Genomic DNA, 25813 nt, shown 5'->3' on the forward strand with positions numbered 1-25813 from the left:
GTGGCAGGATGGCTTCATGGGCACAGCGCACGGGACCGGCGGGCAACAATCCACCAAGGACATCTGGAAGTCGGTGCTGGCCTATGCGCCGGGCAACCTTGAATACGACCGTGCGCTGTCGCGCCACCCCGGCTACCAGGCGGCCGTGGCCGTGGACGGGGAAATCCTCGGGGCCTTCAGCGGCGGGTACGCACGGATCGACCCCGAAGAGGCCATGACCGACGGGCACCTGTTCCGGGTCGCCTCGCACTCCAAGACCTTCACCGCCACCGCCGTGATGCTGCTGCGCGAGGAAGGCAAGCTGAGCCTCGAGGACACCCTGGGCCAATGGCTTGCACCGCTGGCCGGCAGCCCGGTTCAGCACGTGAGAGTGCGCGAACTGCTCTCCCACTCCGCGGGGATCACCCGCGACGGGGCCGAGGCCGACTTCTGGTCCCTGGGCCGGGCGTTCCCCGGTGCCGGGGAACTGCTGCAGGGTGCCGCAACCGGGAAGGTGATCGAACGCAACGAACACTTCAAGTACTCGAACATCGGGTACGGGCTGCTCGGCCCGCTCGTCGAGGCGGCAGGGGGACTTCCCTTCGCCGACTTCGTGGACACGCGCATCCTGGCACCCCTGCAGCTGCGCGACACCGGCGCGGACCTCGACGCACGCGAGGGGGAGCTCGCCGCCGGGTACGGGACGCTCGCGCTCGCCGGAGACCACGGCGCCCTGACGGGACGCACCCGGATCGAACACCTCCACACCCGGGCGCTGGGAGCCGCCACGGGCTTCTACTCCACGGCCTCGGACATGGCCAGGTACTTCTCCTCCCACTTCGTGGGATCCGGAACCGGTGTACTGGGCGATGACTCCAAGCGCCTGATGCAGCGCAAGGCCGAGGACTCCGGGGCGCCGGGGCGCGGCTACGGGCTGGGATTGATCATCCAGGACGTTGCCGGCCACAGGAGTTTCGGGCACAGCGGCGGCTACCCCGGGCACATCACCCGCACCTGGGCGGTTCCCAAGACCAAGGTGGTGCTCAGCATGCTGACCAACGCCATCGACGGGCCGGCCACCGAATACGGCGAACGGCTCTTTGCCCTCGCGGCGCTCGCCGAGAAACCCACGCCCGATTCCCTCGCCGGGGTGGATGAAGAGGTCTTGCTCCGCTTCACCGGCCGGTTTGCCGCCCTGTGGGGCGTGGTGGACATCGCGGAGCTCGGCGGGAAACTGTACTGGATCAATCCGGCGGCACCCGTCGCCGTCGAGACCACCGTGCCGCTGGAATTCGTGGACGAGTCCACCCTCCGGTCCGTCGATCCCAACGGATTTTCCGGGTACGGGGAAGCGATCCGCTTCGAGTTCGACGTGGCGGGAGCATTGACGATGCGCGGACCCGGCGGCATGCTCTTTGAACGTGCATCGGACTTCCACGCCCCCGCGGTGCTGCGGGCCCCGGCCGGCTGATCGGGGCATGGAACCCGGCGCAGTGTCACGGTCGGGCAACAATGCCGGAGCAAACCGGTGCACGTCCCGCGTGGATGGTGCCATGGGCCACCATCAGCATCTAGGCTTTGACCCGTGTTAGCGCCCTCGCACCACGGAGGCGGAACCTGCAACCAAGGAGATGAACGACTTTTGAAGACGTCCAGAACGACTCGAGGTCCCAGGACCTGGCCCAGGGTGGTGATTGCCGCCGTCATGGGCATGTTCCTGGTGTTCGGCGGCGCCGGAGCCGCCATGGCGGCCCCGGCCGACAGCGGTGTCGAGGGCAAGACCTTCGTCATCGGCACAGACACCACCTTCGCTCCCTTTGAGTTCCGCGAGAACGGGGAGCTGACCGGAATCGACATGGATCTGGTCCGCGCCATCGGCGAGGCCGAGGGCTTCAAGGTCGAGATCCGTTCCCTTGGATTCAACGCCGCATTGCAGGCGCTGACCTCCAACCAGGTCGACGGCGTGATCGCGGGCATGTCGATCACCGACGAACGCAAGCAGGTCTACGACTTCTCGGAACCCTATTTCGAGTCCGGCATCCAGATGGCGGTCGCCAAGAACGACGACACCATCAAGGGCTATGAGGACCTCAAGGGCAAGACCGTGGTCGCCAAGACCGGATCCGAGGGCGAGGCCTACGCCAAGTCGATTGCCGGGCAGTACGGTTTCACCGTCAAGTCCCTGGACCAATCGGCAACCATGTACGAGTCCGTCAAATCCGGTTCCGCCGTGGCCGTCTTCGACGACTACCCGGTGCTCGCCTACGGCGTGGCCCAGAACAACGGGCTGAAGACAGTCACCGACAAGGTCCCCGGCGGCTCCTACGGATTCGCCGTGAACAAGGGCAAGAACACCGCCCTGCTGGCCGCCTTCAACGACGGGCTGGCCAAGCTGAAGGCCGACGGCGACTACCAGAAGATCCTGGACAAGTACCTGGCCAATCCGACCGCCGCACAACCCACCACCTTCCTGGACCTGCTGGCCAAGTCCTTCCCGGCCCTGATGAGCGGCCTGAAAAACACGCTGCTGGTGACGATCATTTCCTTCGCCGTTGCCATGGCGATCGGCCTCTTGGCCGGGTTCATGAAGATCTCCCACAACATCGTGTTGCGCGGAATCGCCACGACCTTCGTCAACATCTTCCGCGGCACCCCGCTGCTGCTGTGGGCCTTCATGTTCTACTTCGGCCTCCCGCAGCTGACCGGGCAGCCGATCAACATCTGGGTTGCCGGCGTGCTGACGCTGTCGCTGAACTCCGGCGCCTACGTCGCGGAGATCGTGCGCGGCGGCATCCAGTCGGTGGACCCCGGGCAGCTTGAGGCCTCGCGTTCGCTGGGCCTGGGCTACGGCAAATCCATGCAGAAGGTCGTGGTCCCGCAGGCGTTCAAGATGATGACCCCTTCCCTGATCAACCAGCTGATCATCATGCTCAAGGACTCCTCGCTGCTGTTGGCCATCGGCTTCGCCGAGCTCCTGTACCAGGGCCAGCAGATCTACGCGGCGAACTTCCGCGTCACCGAGACCCTGCTGATCGTGGGCGTCATCTACTTCGTGGCCGTCATGGCCCTGACCAAACTGGCAAACTACGCCGATCGGAGGTTCAACAAGTGAGTGCATCACCGGTTGAAACACAAAAGCCAGCCAAGATCACCGTCAAGGGACTGCGCAAGTCCTTTGGCGCCAACGAGGTGCTCAAGGGCATCGACGTGGAAATCGCCGAGGGCGAGGTGGTGTGCGTGATCGGTCCCTCGGGCTCGGGCAAATCCACGCTGCTGCGCTGCCTGAACAAGCTGGAGGAGATCTCCGCCGGCCACGTCATCGTCGACGGCTTCGACGTCACCGACCCGAAGGTCGACATCAACGAGGTCCGCCGCCACGTGGGCATGGTCTTCCAGCACTTCAACCTCTTCCCGCACATGTCGGTGGCCGAGAACATCATGCTCGCCCCGGTGGAACTGAAGAAGGCAACCAAGGTCGAGGCCCGCGCCCAGGCCATGAAGCTGCTTGACCGCGTGGGCTTGAAGGAGAAGGCAGACGCCCGCCCGGCATCGCTCTCCGGCGGCCAGAAGCAGCGTGTGGCCATCGCCCGCGCGCTGGCCATGAACCCCGGCATCATGCTCTTTGACGAGGCCACCAGCGCCCTTGACCCGGAAATGGTCGGCGAGGTGCTCCAGGTCATCCGCGACCTGGCGGCCGAGGGCATGACCATGGTCCTGGTGACCCACGAGATGGGCTTCGCCAAGGAAATCGGGGACCGGGTGATCTTCATGGACGCAGGAGTGGTCTGCGAGTCGGGCCGGCCGGACGAACTGTTCGGCAACCCGCAGCAGGAGCGCACCAAGGAGTTCCTCTCCAAGGTCCTCTAGGCGGGAGTCCTTCACACGTAGCGGTGAAAGCCCGCGTTGCCCCCTGTGGTTCCCTTTCCGGAATCCAGCGCGGCGACGCGGGCTTTCGTGTATTCACCGGCGGTTGGCCGGACGGCTCAATTCTTCGTCCCCGGATGCTGGCCGGTCTCGTAGCCGACTCCGGGCTTGGGCTGGCCGATCAGCTGGCTGACAGTGACGAAATGGTAGCCCTGGGCCCCCAGGTCCTCGAGGATCTTCGGTACGGCATCGATCGTGGACTTGTGGATGTCGTGCATCAAGACGATGGAGCCGGGCTTGATGTCCTCGGCCGCCTTGACGGTTTTCTTGGTACTACGGGTCTTCCAGTCCAGGGTATCGTCGCTCCACAACACCACGGGCACGGGCTGGGCCTTCTTCAGGCTCTCGGTAATCGTGCCGTACGGGGGCCGCATCAACGTCGGGGTGGCGCCGGTCGCCTTCTTGATGGCCTCGTCCGCCTTGCTGAGTTCGCGTTGGGCGGCGGCCGGGGACAGCTTGGCGAGGTCCTGGTGCGACCAAGTGTGGTTTCCGATTTCATGCCCCCTGGCCAATTCCTCCCGCACGGTATCGGGAAACTTTGCGACGTCCTTGCCGATGAGGAAGAACGACGCCTTGGCATGGTGCTTGTCCAGGACATCGAGCAGCGACTCGGTGTAGGGACCGGGCCCGTCGTCAAAGGTCAGCGCCACACACTTGACCTCGGCGCAGTCAGGCCCTTCCTGGGTGCCGGGCGCGTTCTGGGCGCCGGGCGCGTCCTGGGATTCCGCGGTTGCACCCGGTTCTGACGGCGCCTTCGCCGGAAATCCCTGCCAGTGCGCACTGAGAGGGGCGCCGCAGCCGGCCAAGGAGAGGGCCAGTGCCGGAACAAGGAGAAAACGAAAAGCCGTGGAGCGAGAAATCATGCTGACCATCCTCTCAAACCAACCTGCGAGAATGCACAACGGATCCCTGATGCGTGGCACCGCGCCGCGGCTTCCCGGGAGTCCGCCCCCCGGCACCGGTGGGTGTTTCGTTTTGTGTCGCGAGGCGTATCTCACATCACTTGAAGATTCAAGTAAAGTTGTGCCATGGTGGATGCGAGCTTTCGGACCGGATGAACAGGTCCGCCGCGACCGACGTCCACGCCGATGTCTGGTTTGCTACGAAACGACACAAGGAATCTTCATGGACACTGCAGTAAAGAACCCCGCACTGGTGACCGCCGCACAGATCACGCTGCGCATCGTCATCGGCTTCCTCTTCGCCGCCCACGGATGGCAGAAGTACTTCCAATTCACGCTGGACGGCACCACGGCCGCATTCGGCCAGATGGGGGTGCCCGCAGCCGGCCTGGTGGCCCCCGTCATTGCAACCCTCGAAATCGTCGGCGGCATCGCCTTGGTCCTCGGTGTGCTCACCCGCATCTTCGCCATGTTGCTGACCGTGAACATGCTCGGCGCGTTGTTCCTGGTGCACGCTCCCGCGGGCGTGTTCGTCGAGGCCGGCGGCTTCGAGCTTGTGCTTGCCCTGGCCGCAGGCGCTGCAGCCATCGCCCTGATGGGCCCGGGCCGCATGTCCGTGGACCGGTTCATTCCCTCTCGCATCGCCGCATAGCCGGCATTCGCAATCCCAGCAAGGAACGCCCTGGGGCACCGGAATTCTCCGGTGCCCCAGGGCGTTGCTGCTTGCTGTCCGGGGGCATTCGGTGGCGGAGAGGCCGGCGCTACGTCCCGGTCCGCAATGGCGCTGCCATGGCGAGAGCCGCGGGCAAGCTGCCGGCCAGCAACAGCGCCAGGGCAACGACGCCGACGGTGGTCCTGGCGCTTGAACGGAAGGCAAAGGCCGCAACCGTCAACGGACTGCTTGCCGCCATCGCCCATGCCGCCCAGCGTGGAATGATGCGGCCCCGGCCCAGGATGATGCCGAACATCACGTACGCCACCAAATGGAAGACGACATAGACGACCAGATAGGTCGCCATGACCGCATCGTTGGTGAAGGCATCCAGCAACGCGCCGAGGTCCCCGCCGGGAGTAAGTTGTCCCATGGTATCGGGCCAGGTCGTCCCGGGCCGTCAGCGCCGAGAACGGGAGTCATCCCAGTACGCCCAACGTCCCGGCAGCGAGGGCGAGGCGAGGGTTGCGCGGGTATCCAAGAGAGCCAAGGCCCGCCGCGCCGACCGGCAGCAGATACGAGGCCACCATGAAGGCTGCCCTGTGCATCGCGTTGATGGCCGGATTCGCCGCGGTGTTCGCCGCAATGGTTGCCGGACCAGGGGTATGGATGGCCGGTGCCAGGAATCCTCCGACCAGGTAGCCCAACGGCCCGCCAATGATTGCCACTGCCACGAATAACCGCAGCAACCGCTCGGTGCCGCGCATGGATTGAGCGCTCATGGCACCATGCCATTCCCGTCAGCGGCCCGGTCGGCCTCGAACCGTGGATCTTCTTTGCGGGGCAGAAATCGGGATAACACCTGGTGCAAAGGCAGTGGATCCTGACTGCTGCGCCGGATGCCTACTTGGCGTCGATGGGGATCAAAAGGTCCTTGACGGACGGGTCGGTGCGCAGGAACTCCTGCACCGCGGGGTCCTGGAATGCCGCCACCAGGTTCTTCACGTTCTCGCTGTCCGCGTACTCGGTGCCGATGGTCAGCTGCCCGGCGAATTCGTCGGGGGCCGCCGGGGCGAAGATCTGCTGCGTCAGCGGAACCTTGGCCGAGACGTAGTACTCGGTGTAGCCAACCGCAGCATCAAGGTCCGGCAGGGAACGCGACTGGGCGGCGAAGTCCAGCAACTTGAACTTGATGCCCTTGGGGTTTTCCGCGATGTCCTTTTGCGTGGCCTTCCACTTGTCCACCGAGGGGTCGAGCTTGATCAGCCCGGCGCGCTCCAGCAGCCACAGGCCCTGTGCTTCGTTGGCGGGGTCGGAGTACAGGGAAACGGTGGCCCCGTCCGGGATCTCGTCGACAGACTTGTACTTCTCGCTCCAGATCCCGAACCCCCAGCGGAAGACCGGGGTGGCCGCGGCGAGCTTGAAGTCGGGATTGGCCTCCAGCACCTGGGAGAGCCAGAGCTTGTGCTGGTAGATGGTTCCGGCGACCTCGCCGGTGGATACGGCCCGGTTCAGCGTCGTCGAATCGGCCAGGCCCTTGAAGGCCACCTTGATGCCGTACTTGGGTGCAACGTTTTCGGCCACGAAGTTCACCAGGGCCTGCTCGGCGTGGTTGCCCTCGGCGGTGACCACGGTCAGCGTGGCCCCGGCAACGGTGTTCGGTGACTGGGTGTCCGCGTTGGAGCCGATGATAGCGCCCGCCGTGATGGCTGCGGCCAGGGCGATGGCGGCGAGGGTCCAGGGCCACTTCTTGTGCTTTTGGATGGTGAAGCCGTGGGAATCGGTCTCTGGCTTGGTCTCGGGATCTGTGATGGTCATGGGGGAACTGCCTTTCGGGGGCGGGAGTGAAGAAACGAATGTTGGTCGGGAGCAGGAGGATTGCCTGGGCCCGGGAGCGGCGCGGTGCCGGGTTGGCTAGGGGCGGCGGCGCAGGTGCGGTGTGGTGGCCTTGACCAGGGCGTCTCCGCCGAGTTGGACGATGCTGACCATCGCGATCAGCAGCAGCACGGTGGCCAGCATGACCGTCTGGTCGAAGCGCTGGTAGCCGTAGGTGACGGCAACATAGCCGATGCCGCCGGCGCCGATGGTCCCGGCGATGGCCGAGTACTCGATCATCGCGATGGTGTTGATGGTCAGTCCTCCCAGGATCGCCGGGACGGCCTCGCCCAGCTGGGCGCTGCGGATGATCTGCAGCGGGGAGCCGCCCGAGGCCCGGGCCGCGGCGGTGACCGAGCGCGGGACATCGCGCAAACAGTTCTCCACGAGCCGGGCGAAGAACGGGATGCCGGCCAGCGACATGGGGACAACGGCGGCGGCAACGCCGATGTTGGTCCCGGTGACAAAGCGGGTGAACGGGACGATCGCGGCCATCAGCACCAGGAACGGCAGGGACCGGCCGATGTTCACGATCCAGCTGAGCACCGAATAGGTGCCGCGGTGTTCGAAGAGCCCTCCGGGGGCCATGTTGTGCAGGGCGACGGCGATCGGGGTTCCCAGGGAGACGACGACCAGCATCACGATGCCGACCATGGCCAGGGTCTCGCCCAGGGCCGGGAGCAGCAACGCCGGAAGCTCCGGCAGGGGAGTGTCGGCCAGAGCGCGGATCTGCACCGCGGCGGAAATGTTCAGGCCCATTGGAGTTCCTCCGTGGATCGGGTTGCGGGTGCGGATGGATGCGCGGCGGCGGCGCGGGGGACCGCGCGCAGCCCGTAACGGGCGAAGGCCGCGGCTGCCAGCCGCTCGGGGGAGCGCAGCCCGACGGTCGCGTTGCCGGTGCTGGTCCCGCTGATGGACTGGATGGTGGCGGCCAACAGGGCAGCAGGCTCGCCGAGGTCGGCCGAGATCCGCTGCAGCCAGTCCGCCGGGACGGAGCGCGAATCGTAGGTTACGTGCCAGGCCCGTGATCCGGCCGCCGGATCGGCCGAAGACAGCTGCGGCTGCAGGGCCCGGCCCAGGATCGAGTCGTGGTCGGTGAGCAGGTCCACCAGGGAGCCCTGTTCGGCGATGCGTCCGTGCTCCAGCCGGGCCGCGGAGTCTGCCACGTGCAGCACGGTGTCCATTTCATGGGTGATGAACACGACCGCCAAGTCCAGGTCGTCGCGCAGCTGGCGCAGCAGCGCGACGACAGAGCGGGTGGTTTCCGGGTCCAGGCCGGAAGTCGCCTCGTCGGAGAGCAGCACCGAGGGGCGCAGCGCCAGGGCGCGGGCGATGCCCACGCGCTGGAGCTGACCGCCGGACAACTCGAACGGGTAGTGGTTGGCGCGGTGCGAAAGCCCGACGCGTTCGAGCAGCTCGGCAACCCGCGCCTTCGTCTCTGCCGGGGTCACCCCGAGGTATTCGAGCGGCAGGGCGATGTTTTGCGCCGCGGTGCGGCGCGAGAGCAGGCTGGCGGACTGGAAAATCGTGCCGATCCGGCGCCGGGCGACCCGCAGCCTGCGTTCGGGGAGGCGTGCGAGGTCTTCGCCGTTGACGATGACCTGCCCGGAGGTGGGGCGTTCGAGCAGGTTGATGCACTGGGCCAGGGTCGACTTGCCGGCGCCGGAGGGGCCCACGACGGCAAGGATCTGGCCGGTGGCGACCTCGATGTCGAGGCCGTCGAGCACCGTGACGGAGTTGTCCCCGTGTCCGTAGACCTTGGTGAGGTTCTTCAGGCTGATCATGCGTTTGGCTCTCCGTGCTGGCGTGGCACCGTGGGGTGCCATCGGGTGTTCGGTTTCAGGTCCGGCGGTCGACGCCGGGGGATGAACCATTGTGTTCCGGGGGAAAAGGCGCGCGCCATGGGTCGGTCACACGGTGGAACGGAACGACTTCTTGCGTCATCTGCACGTTTCCAATCCAGGCCGCGTCGGTGTCAGGCTGACGGTGGCGGCATCGATGCAGACTTTCTCCGTCATGTTCGAGCGGCGTCGTGCCCGGGCGTGCTATCGGCCGCCGCAACGGCTGTTCCGCCTTATTACGGGTGTGGCGGATTGTCCCGGTTTGCCTCATTGCATCTGAGGCAACTCGGAGAGCCGGGCCCGTATAGGCTGCCGTGCGACGAATCAGTGGTGAGTTTTCAAAGTCAGTCATCCAACGACGCGCCAGAAGGTCATTGGTCGTGACAGAGGAAAATTGCTCCCTAAAAATGAGGGAACCAGCAGGACGATTAAGCCTGGCCCGAAAGTCGTACTCCAGCAACGTGCGTCCCATGGCGCCCGGTGTAATGAGAAAACACCCGGATGCCTCGGGTGTAGTGAGACAAAAACACCAGATGCCTCACTTGTAGTGAGACAGGACAACCGCCGAAATCGGGTCGGTGATTGACGAAAAGGCGGTCGCCCGCATATATTGAACGAACGGTCAGTAAATAATTCTTTGTCACAGTGAGGTGAGCACTATGGCTGCACAGCAAGAAAGCGGCGGATCGCTATCCGCGGTACTTTCTCCTGAGGAGCAAGCAGGGCAGGATCGGTTCGACCAGATCATTGCCGACGATTCGCGCATCGAACCGCGCGATTGGATGCCCGAGGCATACCGCAAGACCCTGACGCGGCAGATGTCGCAGCACGCGCACTCCGAGATCATCGGAATGCAGCCCGAAGCCAACTGGATCACCCGGGCCCCGTCCCTGAAGCGCAAGGCCATCCTGATGGCCAAGGTGCAGGATGAAGCGGGCCACGGACTCTACCTGTATTCGGGCACCGAGACCCTGGGCACCCCGCGCGACGTACTCAACGAGCAGCTGATGACGGGCAAGGCCAAGTACTCCTCGATCTTCAACTACCCGGCACGCTCCTGGGCCGACATGGGCGCGATCGGCTGGCTGGTCGACGGCGCGGCCATCGCCAACCAGGTCCCGCTGTGCCGCGCCTCCTACGGCCCCTACGGCCGTGCCATGGTGCGCATCTGCAAGGAAGAATCCTTCCACCAGCGCCAGGGATTCGAGATCCTGCTGGAGCTGGCCAACGGCACGCAGGCACAGAAGAAGATGGCACAGGATGCCATCAACCGCTTCTACGCCCCGTCCCTGATGATGTTCGGCCCGCCGGATTCCGATTCCCCGAACTCGGGCCAGTCCACCGCGTGGAAGATCAAGCGCTTCTCCAACGACGAATTGCGCCAGCGCTTCGTGGGCATGATCGTCGAGCAGGTCAAGGTCCTGGGCCTGACCCTTCCGGACCCGGAGCTGCGTTTCGATGCGGAAACCGGGACCTGGATCCACATGGAACTGGACTGGGTGGAGTTCAAGGCCGTCATCGCCGGCAACGGACCTTGCAACGCACAGCGCTTGCAGCGCCGCCGCGATGCACACAACGAAGGCGCCTGGGTGCGCGAAGCTGCCGCGGCCTACGCGGCAAAGATGGCTCGAAAGACCGAGGTTGCATAACTCATGACCGAAACACACGGAACCTGGCCGCTCTGGGAAGTATTCGTCCGCTCCTCGCGCGGGCTCTCGCACGTCCACGCCGGCTCGCTGCATGCACCCGATTCCGAGATGGCATTGAAGAACGCCCGGGACCTGTACACCCGCCGCAACGAAGGCATTTCACTGTGGGTCGTGGCCAGCACCGACATCATCGCCTCGGACCCCGATGCCAAGGGCATGTACTTCGAGTCCCCGCAGGGCAAGGACTACCGCCACGCAACGTACTACACCAAGAGTGAGGGCGTGAAGCACCTGTGAGCGCACACGACATCGACCATTCGCTTGATTCCTTCGGCGACGCCACGGCCTCGGCCACCCGCGTCACCCCGGGCAACGCCCTGCGCCCCGAGGACATCGCCATCGCGCAGGACAAGCCCAACGAGCAGGTCGCCGAATACGCGCTGCGCCTGGGCGACGACGCGTTGATCCTGGCCCAGCGCCTCTCGCACTGGATCTCGCGCGGACCGGAGATCGAGGAAGACATCGCCCTGGGCAACATCGCCCTGGACCAGCTGGGCCACGCCCGTTCCTTCCTCTCGTACGCCGCCAAGGCCTGGGGCAAGACCGAGGACGACCTGGCCTACTGGCGCGAGGAGGAGGAGTTCCGCTGCCTGCACATCGTCGAACAGCCCAACGGCGACTTCGGCGTGACCATCGTGCGCCAGCTGATCATCTCCATCTACCAGCACCTGCTCTACACCGCGTTGCTGAAGTCGAGCGACGAGACCATCGCGGCGATTTCCGCCAAGGCCGTCAAGGAGGTCGACTACCACCGCGACCACGCCATCGCCTGGACCCTGCGCCTGGGCCTGGGCACCGAGGAATCGGCCCGCCGGATGCGCCACGCCCTGGACATCCTCTGGCCCTACGTGGGGGAGATGTTCGAGGACGAGGAACTCATCGACGCCCTGGGAGATGCCGCAGTGGCACCCTCCTCGCTGCGCGCGGCCTGGGACGAGGAATTCACCGCCGTGCTCAGGGACGCCGAACTGGAGCTGCCCACCGTTCCGTTTGCAATGGCCCGTGGACGGCGCGGCGAGCATTCCGAACACCTCGGCTTCATCCTGGCCGAGATGCAGGTGCTGGCGCGCAAGCACCCCGGCGCCACCTGGTAAGCAAAGGAAAGAAAGAAATGACTGCCACCATCACCGAGCTTCGCGAGATCGCCTCGCGCGTCACCGACCCCGAGATCCCGGTGCTCACCATCGCGGATCTGGGGATCCTGCGGGACGTGGAAATGGCGGGCGACACCGTGGTCGTCACCATCACCCCCACGTACTCGGGATGCCCGGCGATGGACGCAATCACCGAGGACCTCGGGATCGTCTTCAAGGAATCCGGATACCAGGACGTGAGGGTCAACCTGGTCCTGTCCCCGGCCTGGAGCACCGACTGGATGACCGAGTCGGGCAAGTCCAAGCTCCAGGCCTACGGCATTGCCCCGCCCACCGGCACCGGCCACCGCGGTCCGGTGACCTTGGGGCTGGCCGTGAAGTGCCCGCAATGCCATTCGCTCAATACCAAGGAACTATCCCGCTTCGGTTCCACCGCGTGCAAGTCCATGTACCAATGCAAGGACTGCCTGGAACCCTTCGACTACTTCAAGGTGCTCTCATGACAGACACGACTGCCTCCCTGCCCGCCAACGAGGGCATCGATCCAGAGGTCCCGGGCAGACGCCGGACCACCTTCCACACCCTGGAGGTCGCCGAGGTTCGCCGGCTCACCGCCGACGCCATCGAGGTGACCTTCGCGGTACCCTCGCCGCTGCAGGGCCAGTACGACTACCTGCCGGGCCAGTACGTGGCCCTGCGCAAGGAACTCGAGGACGCCGACGGAAACCTCGTGGAGCTGCGCCGCAGCTACTCGATCTGCGCCGAGCCGACCCCCGGCGCCATCCACGTGGCCATCAAGCGCGACATCGGCGGCATCTTCTCCACCTGGGCCAACGAGTCCCTGGTGGCCGGGGACACCATGGATGTCATGAGCCCCACCGGCGGCTTCATCTCCAAGCACAAGATGAACGGGATGAACGACCCCGAAGACATCGACGTGGAAAACGAGGACACCTTCGTGGCCGTGGCCGCCGGATCGGGCATCACCCCGGTCATGGCCATCGCCCGCACCGTGCTGGCCGCGAACAAGAACGTCCACTTCGATTTGATCTACGCGAACAAGGCCGCCATGGACGTGATGTTCCTGGAGGAACTGGCCGACCTCAAGGACCGCTACCCGGCCCGCTTTGCCCTGCACCACGTGCTGAGCCGCGAACAGCGCATCTCCCCGCTGCTCTCGGGCCGCATCGATGCCGAGAAGCTGAACAAGATGCTGGGCGCGGTCATCCGCACCGACCAGGTCGACGAATGGTTCCTCTGTGGCCCCTTCGAACTGGTCCAGCTGGTGCGCGACAACCTCGCCGCCAAGGGCGTGCCGGCCGAAAAGGTCCGCTATGAGCTGTTCACCACCGGCGAGCCGCACCGCCCCGAGGGAAACATCGGCCGCCCGGTGCTGATCGACGAGTCCGACGAGACCTACTCGATCGCGTTCAAGCTCGACGGGCTGCAGGGCGAGGTCAAGAGCCCTGTCAACGCCCGCGAGACCATCCTGAATGCCGCCCTGCGGGTCCGCCCGGATGTCCCGTTCGCCTGTGCCGGCGGGGTCTGCGGAACCTGCCGCGCCAAGGTCGTCGAAGGCGCGGTGAACATGGACGAGAACTACGCCCTGGAACCGGACGAGGTCGAGAAGGGCTACGTGCTCACCTGCCAGTCGCGCCCCACCACCGAACGCGTGCTGGTCGACTACGACGCCTAGGAACAAACAACACCGGCAAGGATCCATCCGCGAAAGCGGGTGGATCCTTGCCATAGGACCCGAGAAACCCCCAGTGAACGGACCCACGATGATTGAACTGAACATCACCGGCGGCGTGGCAGAGATCGTGCTCAACGCCCCGGAAAAGATGAACTCGCTGAACGAGGCCGCGCTGGCCGAGCTCGAGGCCGCCTATGACAAGGCAGCCGAGGGCGTGGAAACCGGGCAGGTGCGCGCGCTGCTGCTGCGCGGCGAAGGCCGCGGATTCTGCGCGGGCCGCGACATCTCCGGAATCGTCCCGGCGGACGACGACGTCATGGGTTACCTCGGCGGCAAGGTCCAGCCGCTGCTGGCCAAGATGTCTTCCTTCCCGGCACCGACCTTCGCCGCGGTGCAGGGTGCCTGCCTGGGGGTCGGGCTTGGACTGGCCATCGCCACCGACGTGGTCTATGTTGCTGAAAACGCCAAGATCGGTTCGCCCTTCGCCAACCTGGGTGCGACGCTGGATTCGGGCGGCCACTGGCTGTTCACCGAGCGCCTGGGCACCCACCGCACGCTGGACCTCATCTACACCGCGGAGCTGATCAGCGGTGCCGACGCCGTGGCTTCGGGGCTCTTCTCCCGTGCCATGCCGGCCGACGAGCTGCTGGAAACCACGCGCGGGATCGTGGCAAAGGTCGCCACCGGCGCCACCGAGGCGTTCCGCGCCTCGAAGGAACTGGTCGCCGAGATCCGCGACGCCCGCCTGGGTCTGTGGGAATCGATGGCCAACGAGAACCAGGCGCAGGCCGACCTGTGCGACACCGCGGACTACGCCGAGGGGTTCGCGGCGTTCCAGGAAAAGCGCAAGCCGGTCTTCAAGGGCTAGGTTTCCCGGCTGTACCCCGAACGGCGTCCCCGCACTGCGTGGGGGCGCCGTTCGTGTATGCGGGCAGTGCTTCCCCCGCCGGGGTTACCTTGGCATTCCGGGTGCGGCCTGCCCGATCCAGGGTGGCTCCAACCATGGATCCGGTGTGGCATCGGATCTGGTTTTGGAGTGCCGGTCCAAGGTACTTGAGTCACGCGCCGGGGCACTCCGTGGTGCACTCGTGAACGAAGCTCCTCTGGTTTCCTATGGGCGCTTCGTTAGTATCATGGCAACGTCGCTGTTCGTCTGAAGATGCTCCAGCGCATCGGGGGACAACAGCCGTACCAGGTAGACGATTCGGCGGCGTTCGCCCTCCGAGCCCTGGAGAATGTTCTCGTGGTGGGCCACTCGATTCCGAAAGCGACGAAGGGAGGCAAGTGAGTCGTTGAGTCGGCTCCGGTCTGTCCCTGGAGGGAACGCCTTGTGGAGATAGGGAACCCAGATCGTTTTCTCATGCGAGTCAGACAGGAGATATGTCCAGAACCCGAACATGATCTCAGCGACCGTCTTTCCTGGCAACGGCGGGGTATGTGGCTTTGTCGCTGCGCTTGTTCGCGCACGTTCAACGTTGTTCCTGGGGATCTTGTTCACGTCATGCTGCCGACCGGTCAGCTTGTTTCGTCGCATCAAGATGGGGAACAGGGTAAGTAGCGTAGCTGGGTCGGTCCAATGGAGGTCGCCGGGAAGCGTTGCTGCTGCAAGTTGGCGGTCGCACGCGTTCCGCAGCCCGACTTCGAGGTGGCTGAGGTCGTGAAGAAAAGCGGCGCTGAGTTTGGCGTTCCACTCGTATAGATCGAGGGCGCGTGTGCGAGAGCCTCCTGCCGATTCGAGGTAGGTGGAAAAGCGGTCCACGCTCAGCCAGTTTTCGATCCAGGCGTCATTGCCCGGTGTCGTCGCCATGCGTCACCTTCCGGGGTAGGATTGATATGTAAGCCCTTGATGACCGCTGTTTCATGTTACTTGGGCCATGAATTGGAAACTCCGGTATTTCGCCTCGGCGGACCCGGAGTTTTTCTTTTCGTGTAGCTTACCTGCTTAGAGCAGGTGGGCTCGGCCTGCGTGTTCAATGGAGCCGGTTGCTGGGGCGCAGGGGTGGCACCGGAACCGGCGAGAGTAGTCCGGGGACTTCACTCTTTCCTGTATCGTCTGCATGTCAAAAATCCTTTACATCGGCTTGTCTTCAATTTATGCTCAGAAGTCAAAGATATTTGACATTGGAGGGATGCTAGACATGGCGGATGAAGAACGCATTTCCTGGGTGAGCGTGGTTTCCTGCGGCCTTGGCATGCTGGCCTTCGCCGGGGTGGTGTTGATGCGCGTTATCGGGGGGACGGCTGTGGCGGAGCAGAACTATTCGATGCCGATGATTGCCTGCATGGCTGTCATGATGGTGCCGATCCTGGCCGCCAAGATTTGGACAGGAACGCGGAACCAGGACAAGGAAGACGGCCCCGACGAGCGGGACCGGGAGATTGCCCGTCGCGGCGACCAGGCCAGGTACCAGGTGCTGCTGGCGACATGTGTTCCGGTGCTGTCGATGGCGTTCAGCGGCGCCGAACATTTCTGGATCGCAGCGGCGGTCTTTGCCGGTCTCGGTACCTCGTTCATCGTCGGAGCCGGGGTGCAGATCGGCGGATACCGGCGCGGCGTGCCCGCATGGTGAACCGTGGCCGGCTCGGCAATTCCATCCGCGGGCTCAGGGCTACCGCCGGCGGTATGACGCAGGCCGAGCTCGGGGCCATGGTCGGGGTGACGCGCCAGACCATCATTGCCATTGAGCAGGGGAAGTACTCACCGTCACTGGAAACGGCGTTCCTGATTGCCGGAGCCCTGAAGCACCCGCTCACTGAGGTGTTCACGTACGAATACGCGACCCCGGTGGGCGCCGGGAACTAGGTTTCCTTGCGGTTTCCTCCACGCGGCAGCACAAGCAGCGGGACCGCGGCGAAGGCCGTTATTCCCACCCAGATCCATATGGCGTTCTGCAGGCCCAGCGCGTCCCCGGCCAGGCCCCCAATGATTCCCAGGACCGGCACCGGCCCCATGGTGAACACCAGCCGGAATCCTTGCTGTCGTCCCATCATCTCGTCCGGGGTGAACTTGGCCAACAAGCCGTAGGCCGTGGCGTTGTAGGAAACCATCAGCGCGTTGTAAAGAACCGAATGGCACACCACCAAGGCGAGGGCTGCACCCGGGGCGGACGCGGTCAGGGGGAGAAGGGCAACGGCAAGCGGCAGGCTGAGGATCGACAGTGCCAAGACCCGGTTCTCACCCAGCTTCCTGACGAGCGCTGGAACTGCAAGGGAGCCGAGCAATCCGCCGACGGCGATGGTGGAGATGACCAGCCCGATGACCTGGGGGCTGAAGCCCAGGACCTTGACGAAATAGAGGGTCTCCAACGCCGAACCGAATGCGAGGCCCATGTTGGTGATCGCGGATGAGGAAACCAGGGCACGAATGGCTCGGTGCTTGAGGGTGAAGCGCAGACCTTCGCCGAAGGACTCCCTGAATCCGACCCTTGGGGCGGGATCTTCCGGGGACGCGACGGACCCGGATTTCTTCCTGAAGCCCCACAACAGGGTTGCTGCGGCCAGCAGGTTTGCAGCCCCTGCCACGATGAGGGTGAACGGTGCCGACATGACGGCGACAAGTACGCCGGCGAATCCCGGGGAGATGACCCCCACCGAGGTGTCCACGGTTTCCTTGCGGGCATAAGCGCTGGAAACCAAATCGCGTCCCACGATGCCGGGGATCGCCGATCCGGCACCCATGCCCCACAGCATGCCTGCCACTCCGACCAGGAACGACACGATCACCAGCTGCTGGTAGGTCAGCACGCCGGCTGACCAGGTCAGCGGCACCGAGAAAATCGCCAACCCGGAGGCCAGTTGCGCCCAAAACATGGTCTTCACCCGGTTGACGCGGTCGAGCATGATGCCCGCGGGGATGGCCAGAAACAGGAAGGCAACCGACTCGGAGGCGTTGAGGAATCCGATCTGGGTGGCGTTGGCGCCGAGGGCGTAGATGGCGACGAGGTCGTTGGCAACGTTCAGGATGCCCGAGGCCACGGCGCCAAACGCGATGGACAGCAGCAACGTCGGGAACCCGGGGCGGTGTCGCAGCAGTTGGACGGGTGCGGCCGCCAGGGGATCGGTGCCGACCGTCTTGTCCACCGTTTCCTCGTCCACGAAGTCCCTGTTCTCCCGTCCCAGATCAAGCCATTGGGAAGAGTCTATGGGTGCTGCGACACTTAGCGAGTGTCGACATCCTCAAAGACCAGGAACGTCTGGGTGTCCAGCACGCCGGGCATGGCCTGGATCTGCTCAAAGATCACCCGGCGCAAGTCCACGTTGTCCCTGGCGCGGACCAAGAGGATCACGTCGAAGTTCCCGCCGACCAGGCCGATGTGGTGGACCTCGGGCATCGCAGCGAGGCGCTCGCGCAGCTCGCGCCAGGAGTGTTGGCGCAATTTCAGGGTGACGTAGGCACTGGCCCGCAGGCCGGCGCGGAGCGGATCGATGACCGCGGTGTAGCGCGTGATGACACCCTCGTCCTGGAGCCGGTTGATCCGGGAATAGGCGTGCGCGCGAGAGACATGGACCTTTTGCGCGACGGTGGTCACCGACTGGCGACCGTCCTTGGTGAGTTCCTCCAGGATCCGTCGATCCACCTCATCGAGCCGAACCGAGGGAGTCTCCATCAAATGCCTCTTTCCACTTTGTCCAAAAACCGTCATGTAGCGACGGTCACACTTTCAATCTGTCTCCAAGAGTAGCGATCCTATGCGCACTTTTCCAGAATATTCCAAGAAGCTGGATACATTTCAGTCCAAATACCCATACTTAAGGCAAGAACTGATGCTTGGGTGGACAAGGCCCAACGCCCGCGTCCCGCAAAAAACCAGAAAGGCGTGAACCGTGACGACCACCGAACCACGCGATGCAATCGAGCAGGTGAGCAGCAAATTCGGGATCACCCCCGAGGACTACATGCTCCCGGCGCGCACCGAAATCCACATGCTCGACATCAACGGCAAGCTGCACCCCTCGGGGCAGCAAGGGGCCGAACCCGGCCACGAATACCCGCTGCCGAGCCCCAAGGCCCTGGTGGACGCCTACGAACAGCTGGTGATCGGCCGCCGCGTCAACGACCAGAATTCCGCCCTGGTGCGCCAGGGCCGCATGGCCGTCTATCCCTCCAGCCACGGGCAGGAGGCCTGCCAGGTGGCAGCCGCCCTGTGCCTGGGCGAAGACGACTGGATGTTCCCCACCTACCGCGACACCGTCGCTGTGATGGCCAAGGGCGTGGCACCCATGGAGGTGATGGCCGGGTTCCGCGGGGACTGGCACAGCGGGTACGACCCGAAGCAGTACAAGGTCTCGATCCAATCCACGCCGTTGACCACCCAGCTGCTGCACGCGGTGGGCGTGGCCCATGCGGCCAAGCTTCGCGGCGAGGACACCGTGGTGCTGGCCATGTGCGGCGACGGCGCCACGTCCGAGGGCGACTTCCATGAGGCACTGAACTTCGCGGCGGTCTTCAACCTGCCGGTGATCTTCTTCGTGCAGAACAACCAGTACGCGATCTCGGTGCCGCTGTCCCAGCAGTCGGTTGCCCCTTCCCTGGCCCACAAGGCCGTTGGCTACGGCATGGCCGGCGAGCGCGTGGACGGCAACGACCTGGTGGCCCTTTTGGCCGTGCTGGGCCGTGCGGTCCGCCTGGCCCGCGAGGGCAACGGCCCGCTGCTGGTCGAGGCACACACCTACCGGATGCAGGCACACACCAACGCCGACGACGCCACCCGCTACCGCGAGGATTCCGAGGTCCAGGGCTGGATCGCCAAGGACCCGGTCACCCGCATGCGCACCTACCTGGCCGATGCCGGACTGCTGCCCCAGGACACCGAAGCGCGGATCACCGCCAACGCCGAGGCCGTCGCCAAGAACCTGCGCGACGGCATGAACTCTGAAAACGTTCCGGACCCGGCCGACCTGTTCGCCCACGTCTATTCGACACCCACCACCCAGATGGCCGAGCAGGCAGCGATGCTGGCCGATGAACTCGCCCGCGAGGAGGACGCAAAATGAGCCCCACGGTAACCACTTCTTCGGCGGCCAACGGCAACGTCAGTGCCGCCACCGCCGCTGCAGCGGCACGCACCGCCGACGCCGGCACCCAGCCGGTCACCTTTGCCAAGGCCCTGAACACCGCGCTGGCCGACTCCATGGCCCTTGAGGAATCGGTCCTGGTCTTCGGCGAGGACGTCGGGGTCCTGGGCGGGGTCTTCCGCATCACCGACGGACTGACCAAGCGCTTCGGCACCGGACGCTGCTTCGACACCCCGCTGGCCGAATCCGGCATCGTGGGCATGGCCATCGGCATGGCGATGAACGGGATGCGCCCGGTCATCGAGATGCAGTTCGACGCATTCGCCTACCCGGCCTTCGAGCAGATCGCCTCGCACGTGGCCAAGATGCACAACCGCACCAAGGGCAAGATGCCCCTGCCGATGGTCATCCGGATCCCGTATGCCGGCGGCATCGGGGGAGTGGAGCACCACTGCGACTCCTCGGAGTCCTACTACGCCCACACCCCGGGGCTGAAGGTCTTCACCCCGGCGACGGTGCGCGACGCGTACCTGATGCTGCGCGAGGCCATCGACTCCCCGGACCCGGTCATCTTCATGGAACCCAAGAAACTGTACTGGACCAAGGAGCAGGTGGACCTCGAGGCGCTGCGGCTCTCGCACGAGACCGACGCCGTGCCGCCGACCGAGGGCCGGGCTGCCATCGCACGCTCCGGCACCGACGCGACGCTGATCGCCTACGGCCCCTCGGTGTCCACCGCCATGGCCGCGGCCGAGGCGGCAGCCCTGGAGGGCCGCAGCCTCGAGGTCATCGACGTGCGCACCATCGTCCCGCTGGACGACGCGACGATTTGCGCCTCGGTCCGCAAGACCGGGCGCGCCGTGGTCATTGCCGAGGCCCCGGGCTTCGCCTCGGTCTCCAGCGAGATCGTCGCCCGGATCCAGGAGCGGTGCTTCCACTCGCTGGCCGCGCCGGTGCTGCGTGTGACCGGGTTCGACACCCCGTACCCGGCACCGAAACTCGAGAAGTACTACCTGCCGTCCGTCGACCGCATCCTGGATGCCGTGGATGCACTGCAATGGGAGGAAGGGGCATGAGCGTGAAAACCTTTTTGTTGCCGGACCTCGGTGAGGGACTGACCGAGGCAGAGCTGGTGAAATGGCTGGTTGCCGTGGGCGACACCATCGTCATCGACCAGCCCGTCGCGGAGGTCGAAACCGCCAAGTCGATGGTGGAGGTGCCAAGCCCCTACGCCGGAACCGTGCACGAGCTGCACGGGACCGTCGGCGAGATGGTGCTGGTGGATTCCCCGCTGTTCTCGGTGCTTGAGGAGGGGGCCATGGCCCCGGCAGCGCCCGCCGCGGAACCCAAGGCCAGCATCCCGGAGCGCGAGGTCGCCCAAAGCTACCGCGAGGAGGAGCGGGCCGGAGCCAAGGCCCCGGCGAGCGAAGGCTCGGGCAACGTGCTGATCGGCTACGGAACCCCGGAGGGTCTCTCGGCCAAGGCACGCAAGCGCCGCCCGCGCACCGGAGCCGGCACCGCACCTGCCACCGCCATCGGGGTGACCGCCGCTGCCGCGCCGCGCCGCGCACCGCTGGTGATCTCCCCGTTGGTGCGCAAGCTGGCCAGGGACCACGGCATCGACATCGCCACGCTCAACGGCAGCGGTGCCGGCGGGCTGGTGCTGCGTTCGGACGTCGAGGCGGCTGCCACCGCAACGGCAGCGCCGGTGGCACGGACCGCGGCACCGGTCGCCGAACCGGCACGCGTGGCTGTTCCCGCGGCGGCCGCGGCATCCGCAGTCGAAGGCGGCATCGATGCGCGCTCGGGCCTGGGGATTTCCTCCAGGACCCCGATCAACGGTGTTCGCAAGACCATCGCCCAGGCCATGAGCCGCTCACGCAGCGAGATCCCCGAGGCCACGGTGTGGGTGGACGTGGACGCCACCAACCTGTTGCAGATGCGTTCGGCCATGAAATCCACCAACCCGGAAAACACCCCGGGACTGCTGGCCTTCATTGCGCGCTTCGTGGTTGCCGGGCTGCAAAAATACCCGGCGCTGAACACCCGCATCGAGCACAACGAGCAGGGCGAGGCCGAGATCATCGGCTTCGACGGCATCAACCTGGGCATTGCCGCGCAGACCGAACGGGGCCTGATGGTCCCGTCCATCCGCAACGCCCAGCAGCTCAGCGCCCGCGGGCTCAATGCCGAACTGGCACGGCTGACCGAGGTCACCCGTTCCGGCAAGGCCACGGTCGCGGAGCTCACCAGCGGCACCTTCACCCTGAACAACTACGGGGTTTTCGGTGTCGACGGGTCCGCGGCGATCATCAACTACCCGGAGGTCGCGATCCTGGGCGTCGGGCGGATCATCGACAAGCCGTGGGTCGTGGGCGGCGAGCTCGCGGTCCGCAAGGTCACCGAGCTGACGCTGGCCTTCGACCACCGGGTCTGCGACGGCGCCACGGCCGCGGGCTTCCTGCGCTTCGTGGCCGATGCGATGGAGAACCCGGCCTCGGTGCTGGCGGACCTGTAACGGTTTTCCGCATCGCGGCCAAGCGGGTGCCCGCGGCGACAGGTTCCTCGCGGACCCTCGCCGCGGGCATCTGTGCATCCGCCGCCGAAGGGCACAGGGATACCGCCGCTGGTGCGTTGTTCGGGTCGCCATCGCCAACCGCTTTGGCCTCAGGTCTGGATCAGCTTCCCACCACCCCCTATTGAAAGCGGCGGCGACCAACTATCCTGATGCCATGGAAAAACTACCTGCTGAATACGAGCATTACCTTGTAGGCAAGGACGAACTCCACATCGAAACGATCATGCCGATCTTCCGGGAGTCCTTGGCCGAGGGCAAGTACGGGGTTCACATCCGCGGGCTCGGCGGTCATTCCGAACAGGCCTTCGTTGACGAGACCGTCCCCTTCGGGAAGATCAAGATCACCGTTCCCTAGCACCTGCCGTTCCACGGTGGTGCAACTCGATTCCCCGGCATGCCCGAGCGGTCGCCGGGGAATTGGTTTTGCCCGGACTGATTTTCATGCAGAATGTGGATATCGCCAAAACATCGGCATCGCCCGGTACCGAGGAAACGGGGAACCGCCATGAAGCAACCCTTGGTGCCCAAAGTGGAACAGCTTGCCCCGCATTGCTGGCGGCTGCTCAACCACGGATTTTCCATGAACACCGGCCTGATCGTGGGCCAGGACCGCGCCGCCGTCATCGACACCGGCTCCGGGCCGCGGGAAGCGGCGGGTCTGTATGCAGCCATCCGCAGGATCACCGACGTCCCCTTGCTTGTGGTCAACACCCATGCCCATGGAGACCACGTCTTTGGCAACGGCTACTTTGCCGCAAAGGGCGTGGAGAACTTTCACGCCACGGCAGCGGCAATCGAGCATCTGCGCCGCAACGGCGAGAGCGAGCGTCAGATGGTGCGCTTCCTGGAACCGGAGATGGCACTGCGCCAGGGAGACCACTCGGGCATCATCGTGCCAGGCAACATCGTCGCGGAAACCGGGGGCACGCTGGACCTTGGCGGTGTCACGGTGCAGCTCTTTGGCCTGGGCCCCGGGCACACCAGCGGGGACCTGCTTGTGCGCTGCGGCAAGGTGTTGTTCGCCGGCGACCTCGTCGAGGAGGGCGGGCCGCCGAACTTCGAGGACTCGGACCCCTACCTCTGGGCGGAGTTGCTGGGCCGGCTCGTGCGCGAATGCGACGTCGACGTGGTGGTGGTGCCCGGGCACGGAAACCAGGTGGACCTGGAATTCGTGCGCCGGCAGCACCGCGAAATGCTGGCCGCGATCCTGGAGGGGGAATCCATCGTGCGATCTTGGCCGGCCGGAAGCTTCGACCCCACCGCCCACCAATTGGAAGTGCTGCCCTATGGCCCCGAACAATCGACGATCTTCCTGCAAAGGCTGAGCGAAACCATGCCATAGCCGGTTCAGTAGGATGAACACATGAGTGAGCAACCTTTCAGCCTGCGCAGGATCGCGGTGAAAGTGTACTCACCTTCCCTGCTGTACGGCCTGGGGTTGGGAGCGGTCACGCCCATCATCGCCCTGTCCGCCCTGGAACGCGGGGCCAACCTGGCCACGGCCGCATTGGTCGTCACCTTGGTCGGTGTCGGTTCCCTGGTCTCAAACGTCCCCGCCGCGGTGCTGACCACGAAGGTCGGCGAACGCCTGGCCATGGTTTGTGCGGCCGGGTGGGCGGCCCTGGGCATGGTGCTTGGCATCGTGCCTTCGAACCTTGGCCTCTTTGCCGTGGGCGTGATGATGCTGGGCATGGCCGGGGCCGTGTTCAACCTGGCCCGGCAGACCTATCTGGCCGAGGCCGTTCCGCTGGAATTCAGGGCCAGGGCCATGTCGACCCTGGGCGGGGTGATGCGCATCGGGGTGTTCATCGGGCCCTTCGCCGCCACGCTGGCCATGAAGTGGCTGGGCATCGCCGGCGCCTACTGGGTTGGCATGGTGGCCATGGCCATCGCCACGGTCGTGTGCCTGGGGATACCGGACCTCGAGACCCGGGCACCGGTGGAAGCGGGCCAAAGCCGCGACGGAGGCTCGATGCTTTCCATCGCCAAGGACCAGTGGCGGATCCTGCTGGGGATCGGGTTGGGCATCGTGTGCATCTCCGCGGTGCGTTCCACCCGCCAGGTCGTCCTTCCCCTGTGGGGCGAAAGCATCGGGCTGGACGCCGCAACGATCTCGCTGGTCTACGGGTTCTCCGGGGCCATCGACATGCTCATTTTCTACCCCGCGGGCAAGGTCATGGACAAGCGCGGTCGGGCCTGGGTCGCGGTGCCCTGCATGGCGGTGATGTCGCTGGCCCTGTTCCTGCTGCCGCTGACCCACTCCATGCCCACGATGCTGGCCGTGGCCATGGTGCTGGGATTCGGCAACGGCATCGGTTCGGGAATCGTGATGACCCTGGGCGCCGACTACTCGCCGGTGGCCGGGCGGCCCAAGTTCCTGGGACTGTGGCGGTTGATGTCCGACACCGGCGCGATGGCCGGGCCGGTGCTGCTCTCGGTCCTGGTGGCCGTGGCGACGCTGGGCGCCGGGGTGATGGCGATCGGCGGGATCTCGCTGCTGGGAGCGGGGATCTTCGGTTACTTCATTCCCCGGACCAACCGGCGGCGGATGGGTGCCCCGTAGCGGGCAAAGAGCTCGTGGACGAACCAGCCGGTGACCATGGCGGTGCCCAGGACCAATGCCAGGCCCACGGCCAGGAAGACGAGCAAGGCGCCATTCTGCACGCTGCCGATCGCCGGGTGGTCCATTGACAGCGCGAGTCCCAGTGCCGCTGCCGCCGCCACGGCGCCCAACACCGCCAACGCGCGCAAGAGCCGCTCGGGAACAGACCGCGATCCGGCGGCAGTGGTGCGGGGTCCCGGTCCGCTCCCGTGGGCATGGCGCAGGAACAGGCCGGCCAGCACGCTCCACCAGGCAACCACCAGGTAGGCGGCAATCACGTCGCTGGGACGGTGCCAGCCCAGCACCAGCGTCGAGGCCCCGGCGACCGCGGCATAGGACCAGCCCAGCAGGGCAACCGGCGGGCGGTGCGCCACGGGGGCGACAATGAAGATCGCGGCCATGGCCGCGGCAGCGAAGGTCGTGTGCCCCGAGGGGAACGAATTCATCGAGGCCCCCGAGATGTTCAAATCCGGCCGTACCAACACCACGTGCTTGAGCAGTTGGGTGGTTCCGGCGGCGCCGAGCAACAGGGCCCCGGCCACCGTGGGGCGCAGGAAATCGCGCCTGCGAACCAGTGCGAAGAGGATGAATCCGCCGGCCAGAAGCGCCGACGCTGCCGGCATGTGGTCCAAAAAGGCCAGTGCAGGTCCCCGGGTCTTGTCCGCAGCCAGGAACGCCTCGCCGCCCAGCAGTGCCGCCTCGTCGATCCATTGCCCGAGCTTGGTCCGGACGAAGAATCCGTAGCAGGCCAAAAAGAGGGCAGCCAGCAGCACCAGTGCGCCGTACCAGGGGAGCAGCGCGCTGCCCTTTGATTGGCTGGGTGGGGTCTTGGAGGAAAAACTCATTGCCAACAGGGTTTCACACAATCCTTGCCGGTGGCCCGGAACGTGGGCTTTCTCCCATGGATCCGCCGAGCCTGAATGCAGGGGCGACGGCAACCTGACGA

Annotated in this window: 28 protein-coding genes; 18 read left to right on the forward strand and 10 right to left on the reverse strand. The window is 65.4% G+C overall.

Features of this window, described 5'->3' with window-relative positions:
* Positions 1–16 precede the first annotated feature (16 nt).
* From JOF46_RS08870 to JOF46_RS08880, 3 genes are all read left to right on the forward strand, one after another.
* Complete coding sequence (locus tag JOF46_RS08870; RefSeq protein ID WP_209906986.1) at positions 17–1450, forward strand: serine hydrolase domain-containing protein; 1434 nt, start codon at positions 17–19, stop codon at positions 1448–1450.
* Positions 1451–1684: 234 nt separating this feature from the next.
* Complete coding sequence (locus tag JOF46_RS08875) at positions 1685–3091, forward strand: amino acid ABC transporter substrate-binding protein/permease (protein WP_209911767.1); 1407 nt, start codon at positions 1685–1687, stop codon at positions 3089–3091.
* Positions 3088–3846, forward strand: coding sequence for an amino acid ABC transporter ATP-binding protein (locus tag JOF46_RS08880; protein WP_342592407.1), 759 nt, complete (start codon positions 3088–3090; stop codon positions 3844–3846). The genes JOF46_RS08875 and JOF46_RS08880 overlap by 4 nt, the downstream gene beginning before the upstream one ends.
* A 116-nt stretch (positions 3847–3962) precedes the next feature.
* On the opposite strand, the gene JOF46_RS08885 is transcribed toward JOF46_RS08880, so the two are convergent.
* Positions 3963–4766 (reverse strand): polysaccharide deacetylase family protein, encoded by an 804-nt coding sequence (locus JOF46_RS08885; protein WP_209906987.1) that lies wholly within the window; start codon positions 4764–4766, stop codon positions 3963–3965.
* A gap of 262 nt (positions 4767–5028) precedes the next feature.
* Between JOF46_RS08885 and JOF46_RS08890 the strand changes: the two genes are divergently transcribed.
* A complete protein-coding gene (locus JOF46_RS08890) occupies positions 5029–5457 on the forward strand; it encodes a DoxX family protein (RefSeq protein WP_209906988.1) in 429 nt (142 codons plus the stop codon).
* 109 nt (positions 5458–5566) lie between these two features.
* On the opposite strand, the gene JOF46_RS08895 is transcribed toward JOF46_RS08890, so the two are convergent.
* The 5 genes from JOF46_RS08895 to JOF46_RS08915 form a co-directional block, all read right to left on the reverse strand.
* On the reverse strand, positions 5567–5890 hold the full coding sequence (locus tag JOF46_RS08895; RefSeq protein WP_209906989.1) for a hypothetical protein: 324 nt from the start codon (positions 5888–5890) through the stop codon (positions 5567–5569).
* A 46-nt stretch (positions 5891–5936) separates the two neighbouring features.
* Positions 5937–6239 (reverse strand): hypothetical protein, encoded by a 303-nt coding sequence (locus tag JOF46_RS08900; RefSeq protein WP_209906990.1) that lies wholly within the window; start codon positions 6237–6239, stop codon positions 5937–5939.
* A gap of 121 nt (positions 6240–6360) precedes the next feature.
* Positions 6361–7275: a MetQ/NlpA family ABC transporter substrate-binding protein gene (locus JOF46_RS08905; RefSeq protein WP_209906991.1), complete on the reverse strand. Its 915-nt coding sequence runs from the start codon at positions 7273–7275 to the stop codon at positions 6361–6363.
* Between the two features lie 96 nt (positions 7276–7371).
* Positions 7372–8091, reverse strand: a complete 720-nt coding sequence (locus tag JOF46_RS08910; RefSeq protein ID WP_209906992.1) for a methionine ABC transporter permease — start codon at positions 8089–8091, stop codon at positions 7372–7374.
* A complete protein-coding gene (locus tag JOF46_RS08915) occupies positions 8082–9116 on the reverse strand; it encodes a methionine ABC transporter ATP-binding protein (protein WP_209906993.1) in 1035 nt (344 codons plus the stop codon). The genes JOF46_RS08910 and JOF46_RS08915 overlap by 10 nt, the downstream gene beginning before the upstream one ends.
* A 716-nt stretch (positions 9117–9832) precedes the next feature.
* Here JOF46_RS08915 and paaA point away from each other — a divergent pair.
* The 6 genes from paaA to JOF46_RS08945 all read left to right on the forward strand — a co-directional run bounded on the left by paaA (position 9833) and on the right by JOF46_RS08945 (position 14540).
* Complete coding sequence (paaA, locus tag JOF46_RS08920; protein WP_209906994.1) at positions 9833–10822, forward strand: 1,2-phenylacetyl-CoA epoxidase subunit PaaA; 990 nt, start codon at positions 9833–9835, stop codon at positions 10820–10822.
* Positions 10823–10825: 3 nt separating this feature from the next.
* Positions 10826–11119 carry a 1,2-phenylacetyl-CoA epoxidase subunit PaaB gene (paaB, locus tag JOF46_RS08925; protein ID WP_209906995.1) on the forward strand — a complete coding sequence of 98 codons (294 nt, stop codon included), beginning with the start codon at positions 10826–10828 and terminating at the stop codon, positions 11117–11119.
* Positions 11116–11976: a 1,2-phenylacetyl-CoA epoxidase subunit PaaC gene (gene paaC / locus JOF46_RS08930; RefSeq protein WP_209906996.1), complete on the forward strand. Its 861-nt coding sequence runs from the start codon at positions 11116–11118 to the stop codon at positions 11974–11976. The genes paaB and paaC overlap by 4 nt, the downstream gene beginning before the upstream one ends.
* A gap of 17 nt (positions 11977–11993) precedes the next feature.
* Positions 11994–12479 (forward strand): 1,2-phenylacetyl-CoA epoxidase subunit PaaD, encoded by a 486-nt coding sequence (gene paaD / locus JOF46_RS08935; protein WP_209906997.1) that lies wholly within the window; start codon positions 11994–11996, stop codon positions 12477–12479.
* Positions 12476–13672 carry a 1,2-phenylacetyl-CoA epoxidase subunit PaaE gene (gene paaE, locus JOF46_RS08940; protein ID WP_209906998.1) on the forward strand — a complete coding sequence of 399 codons (1197 nt, stop codon included), beginning with the start codon at positions 12476–12478 and terminating at the stop codon, positions 13670–13672. The genes paaD and paaE overlap by 4 nt, the downstream gene beginning before the upstream one ends.
* Positions 13673–13760: 88 nt before the next feature.
* The gene (locus JOF46_RS08945; protein WP_209906999.1) at positions 13761–14540 is read left to right on the forward strand and encodes an enoyl-CoA hydratase/isomerase family protein; all 780 of its coding nucleotides are present in this window, start codon (positions 13761–13763) and stop codon (positions 14538–14540) included.
* A 243-nt stretch (positions 14541–14783) separates the two neighbouring features.
* Here JOF46_RS08945 and JOF46_RS08950 read toward each other — a convergent pair whose 3' ends face one another.
* Entirely contained in the window at positions 14784–15479 is a 696-nt protein-coding gene (locus JOF46_RS08950; RefSeq protein ID WP_209907000.1) for an Abi family protein, read from the reverse strand.
* A 250-nt stretch (positions 15480–15729) separates the two neighbouring features.
* On the opposite strand from JOF46_RS08950, the gene JOF46_RS08955 reads away from it, so the two are divergent.
* Together JOF46_RS08955 and JOF46_RS08960 are read left to right on the forward strand one after the other, a co-directional pair.
* Positions 15730–16242, forward strand: coding sequence for a hypothetical protein (locus tag JOF46_RS08955; RefSeq protein ID WP_209907001.1), 513 nt, complete (start codon positions 15730–15732; stop codon positions 16240–16242).
* Positions 16236–16475, forward strand: coding sequence for a helix-turn-helix transcriptional regulator (locus tag JOF46_RS08960; protein WP_209907002.1), 240 nt, complete (start codon positions 16236–16238; stop codon positions 16473–16475). Before JOF46_RS08955 ends, JOF46_RS08960 begins: the two co-directional genes overlap by 7 nt.
* Here the strand turns inward: JOF46_RS08960 and JOF46_RS08965 are convergent.
* Entirely contained in the window at positions 16472–17767 is a 1296-nt protein-coding gene (locus JOF46_RS08965; RefSeq protein WP_209907003.1) for an MFS transporter, read from the reverse strand. The two genes, JOF46_RS08960 and JOF46_RS08965, sit on opposite strands and share 4 nt — an antisense overlap.
* A 62-nt stretch (positions 17768–17829) precedes the next feature.
* Positions 17830–18279: an Lrp/AsnC family transcriptional regulator gene (locus JOF46_RS08970; RefSeq protein WP_113761810.1), complete on the reverse strand. Its 450-nt coding sequence runs from the start codon at positions 18277–18279 to the stop codon at positions 17830–17832.
* A 289-nt stretch (positions 18280–18568) separates the two neighbouring features.
* Here JOF46_RS08970 and JOF46_RS08975 point away from each other — a divergent pair, with 289 nt between their 5' ends.
* From JOF46_RS08975 to JOF46_RS09000, 6 genes are all read left to right on the forward strand, one after another.
* Entirely contained in the window at positions 18569–19666 is a 1098-nt protein-coding gene (locus JOF46_RS08975; protein ID WP_245348419.1) for a thiamine pyrophosphate-dependent enzyme, read from the forward strand.
* On the forward strand, positions 19663–20763 hold the full coding sequence (locus tag JOF46_RS08980) for an alpha-ketoacid dehydrogenase subunit beta (RefSeq protein WP_113761812.1): 1101 nt from the start codon (positions 19663–19665) through the stop codon (positions 20761–20763). The genes JOF46_RS08975 and JOF46_RS08980 overlap by 4 nt, the downstream gene beginning before the upstream one ends.
* The gene (locus JOF46_RS08985; RefSeq protein WP_209907005.1) at positions 20760–22205 is read left to right on the forward strand and encodes a dihydrolipoamide acetyltransferase family protein; all 1446 of its coding nucleotides are present in this window, start codon (positions 20760–20762) and stop codon (positions 22203–22205) included. Before JOF46_RS08980 ends, JOF46_RS08985 begins: the two co-directional genes overlap by 4 nt.
* Positions 22206–22419: 214 nt before the next feature.
* Positions 22420–22620: a hypothetical protein gene (locus tag JOF46_RS08990; protein ID WP_209907006.1), complete on the forward strand. Its 201-nt coding sequence runs from the start codon at positions 22420–22422 to the stop codon at positions 22618–22620.
* A 150-nt stretch (positions 22621–22770) separates the two neighbouring features.
* Positions 22771–23607: an MBL fold metallo-hydrolase gene (locus tag JOF46_RS08995; RefSeq protein WP_209907007.1), complete on the forward strand. Its 837-nt coding sequence runs from the start codon at positions 22771–22773 to the stop codon at positions 23605–23607.
* Positions 23608–23628: 21 nt separating this feature from the next.
* Positions 23629–24828: an MFS transporter gene (locus tag JOF46_RS09000; RefSeq protein WP_209907008.1), complete on the forward strand. Its 1200-nt coding sequence runs from the start codon at positions 23629–23631 to the stop codon at positions 24826–24828.
* Here JOF46_RS09000 and JOF46_RS09005 read toward each other — a convergent pair.
* A complete protein-coding gene (locus JOF46_RS09005; RefSeq protein ID WP_209907009.1) occupies positions 24783–25712 on the reverse strand; it encodes a phosphatase PAP2 family protein in 930 nt (309 codons plus the stop codon). The genes JOF46_RS09000 and JOF46_RS09005 overlap by 46 nt on opposite strands.
* Between the last annotated feature and the right edge of the window lie 101 nt (positions 25713–25813).

This window comes from Paeniglutamicibacter psychrophenolicus, from assembly GCF_017876575.1.
GTDB classification, from domain to species: domain Bacteria; phylum Actinomycetota; class Actinomycetes; order Actinomycetales; family Micrococcaceae; genus Paeniglutamicibacter; species Paeniglutamicibacter psychrophenolicus.

What these genes read in the sequence shown, in the direction of transcription:
- JOF46_RS09000 (WP_209907008.1), top strand. Translation starts at nt 23,629, where the DNA reads ATGAGTGAGCAACCTTTCAGCCTGCGCAGGATCGCGGTGAAAGTGTAC.
- paaA (WP_209906994.1), top strand. Translation starts at nt 9,833, where the DNA reads ATGGCTGCACAGCAAGAAAGCGGCGGATCGCTATCCGCGGTACTTTCT.
- JOF46_RS08900 (WP_209906990.1), bottom strand. Translation starts at nt 6,239, where the DNA reads ATGAGCGCTCAATCCATGCGCGGCACCGAGCGGTTGCTGCGGTTATTC.
- JOF46_RS08985 (WP_209907005.1), top strand. Translation starts at nt 20,760, where the DNA reads ATGAGCGTGAAAACCTTTTTGTTGCCGGACCTCGGTGAGGGACTGACC.
- JOF46_RS08915 (WP_209906993.1), bottom strand. Translation starts at nt 9,116, where the DNA reads ATGATCAGCCTGAAGAACCTCACCAAGGTCTACGGACACGGGGACAAC.
- JOF46_RS08950 (WP_209907000.1), bottom strand. Translation starts at nt 15,479, where the DNA reads ATGGCGACGACACCGGGCAATGACGCCTGGATCGAAAACTGGCTGAGC.
- JOF46_RS09005 (WP_209907009.1), bottom strand. Translation starts at nt 25,712, where the DNA reads ATGAGTTTTTCCTCCAAGACCCCACCCAGCCAATCAAAGGGCAGCGCG.
- JOF46_RS08890 (WP_209906988.1), top strand. Translation starts at nt 5,029, where the DNA reads ATGGACACTGCAGTAAAGAACCCCGCACTGGTGACCGCCGCACAGATC.
- JOF46_RS08970 (WP_113761810.1), bottom strand. Translation starts at nt 18,279, where the DNA reads ATGGAGACTCCCTCGGTTCGGCTCGATGAGGTGGATCGACGGATCCTG.
- JOF46_RS08870 (WP_209906986.1), top strand. Translation starts at nt 17, where the DNA reads ATGGGCACAGCGCACGGGACCGGCGGGCAACAATCCACCAAGGACATC.
- JOF46_RS08995 (WP_209907007.1), top strand. Translation starts at nt 22,771, where the DNA reads ATGAAGCAACCCTTGGTGCCCAAAGTGGAACAGCTTGCCCCGCATTGC.
- JOF46_RS08885 (WP_209906987.1), bottom strand. Translation starts at nt 4,766, where the DNA reads ATGATTTCTCGCTCCACGGCTTTTCGTTTTCTCCTTGTTCCGGCACTG.
- JOF46_RS08955 (WP_209907001.1), top strand. Translation starts at nt 15,730, where the DNA reads ATGTCAAAAATCCTTTACATCGGCTTGTCTTCAATTTATGCTCAGAAG.
- paaB (WP_209906995.1), top strand. Translation starts at nt 10,826, where the DNA reads ATGACCGAAACACACGGAACCTGGCCGCTCTGGGAAGTATTCGTCCGC.
- paaE (WP_209906998.1), top strand. Translation starts at nt 12,476, where the DNA reads ATGACAGACACGACTGCCTCCCTGCCCGCCAACGAGGGCATCGATCCA.
- JOF46_RS08975 (WP_245348419.1), top strand. Translation starts at nt 18,569, where the DNA reads ATGCTCCCGGCGCGCACCGAAATCCACATGCTCGACATCAACGGCAAG.
- JOF46_RS08990 (WP_209907006.1), top strand. Translation starts at nt 22,420, where the DNA reads ATGGAAAAACTACCTGCTGAATACGAGCATTACCTTGTAGGCAAGGAC.
- JOF46_RS08905 (WP_209906991.1), bottom strand. Translation starts at nt 7,275, where the DNA reads ATGACCATCACAGATCCCGAGACCAAGCCAGAGACCGATTCCCACGGC.
- JOF46_RS08875 (WP_209911767.1), top strand. Translation starts at nt 1,685, where the DNA reads ATGGGCATGTTCCTGGTGTTCGGCGGCGCCGGAGCCGCCATGGCGGCC.
- JOF46_RS08980 (WP_113761812.1), top strand. Translation starts at nt 19,663, where the DNA reads ATGAGCCCCACGGTAACCACTTCTTCGGCGGCCAACGGCAACGTCAGT.
- JOF46_RS08945 (WP_209906999.1), top strand. Translation starts at nt 13,761, where the DNA reads ATGATTGAACTGAACATCACCGGCGGCGTGGCAGAGATCGTGCTCAAC.
- paaD (WP_209906997.1), top strand. Translation starts at nt 11,994, where the DNA reads ATGACTGCCACCATCACCGAGCTTCGCGAGATCGCCTCGCGCGTCACC.
- JOF46_RS08895 (WP_209906989.1), bottom strand. Translation starts at nt 5,890, where the DNA reads ATGGGACAACTTACTCCCGGCGGGGACCTCGGCGCGTTGCTGGATGCC.
- JOF46_RS08910 (WP_209906992.1), bottom strand. Translation starts at nt 8,091, where the DNA reads ATGGGCCTGAACATTTCCGCCGCGGTGCAGATCCGCGCTCTGGCCGAC.
- JOF46_RS08960 (WP_209907002.1), top strand. Translation starts at nt 16,236, where the DNA reads ATGGTGAACCGTGGCCGGCTCGGCAATTCCATCCGCGGGCTCAGGGCT.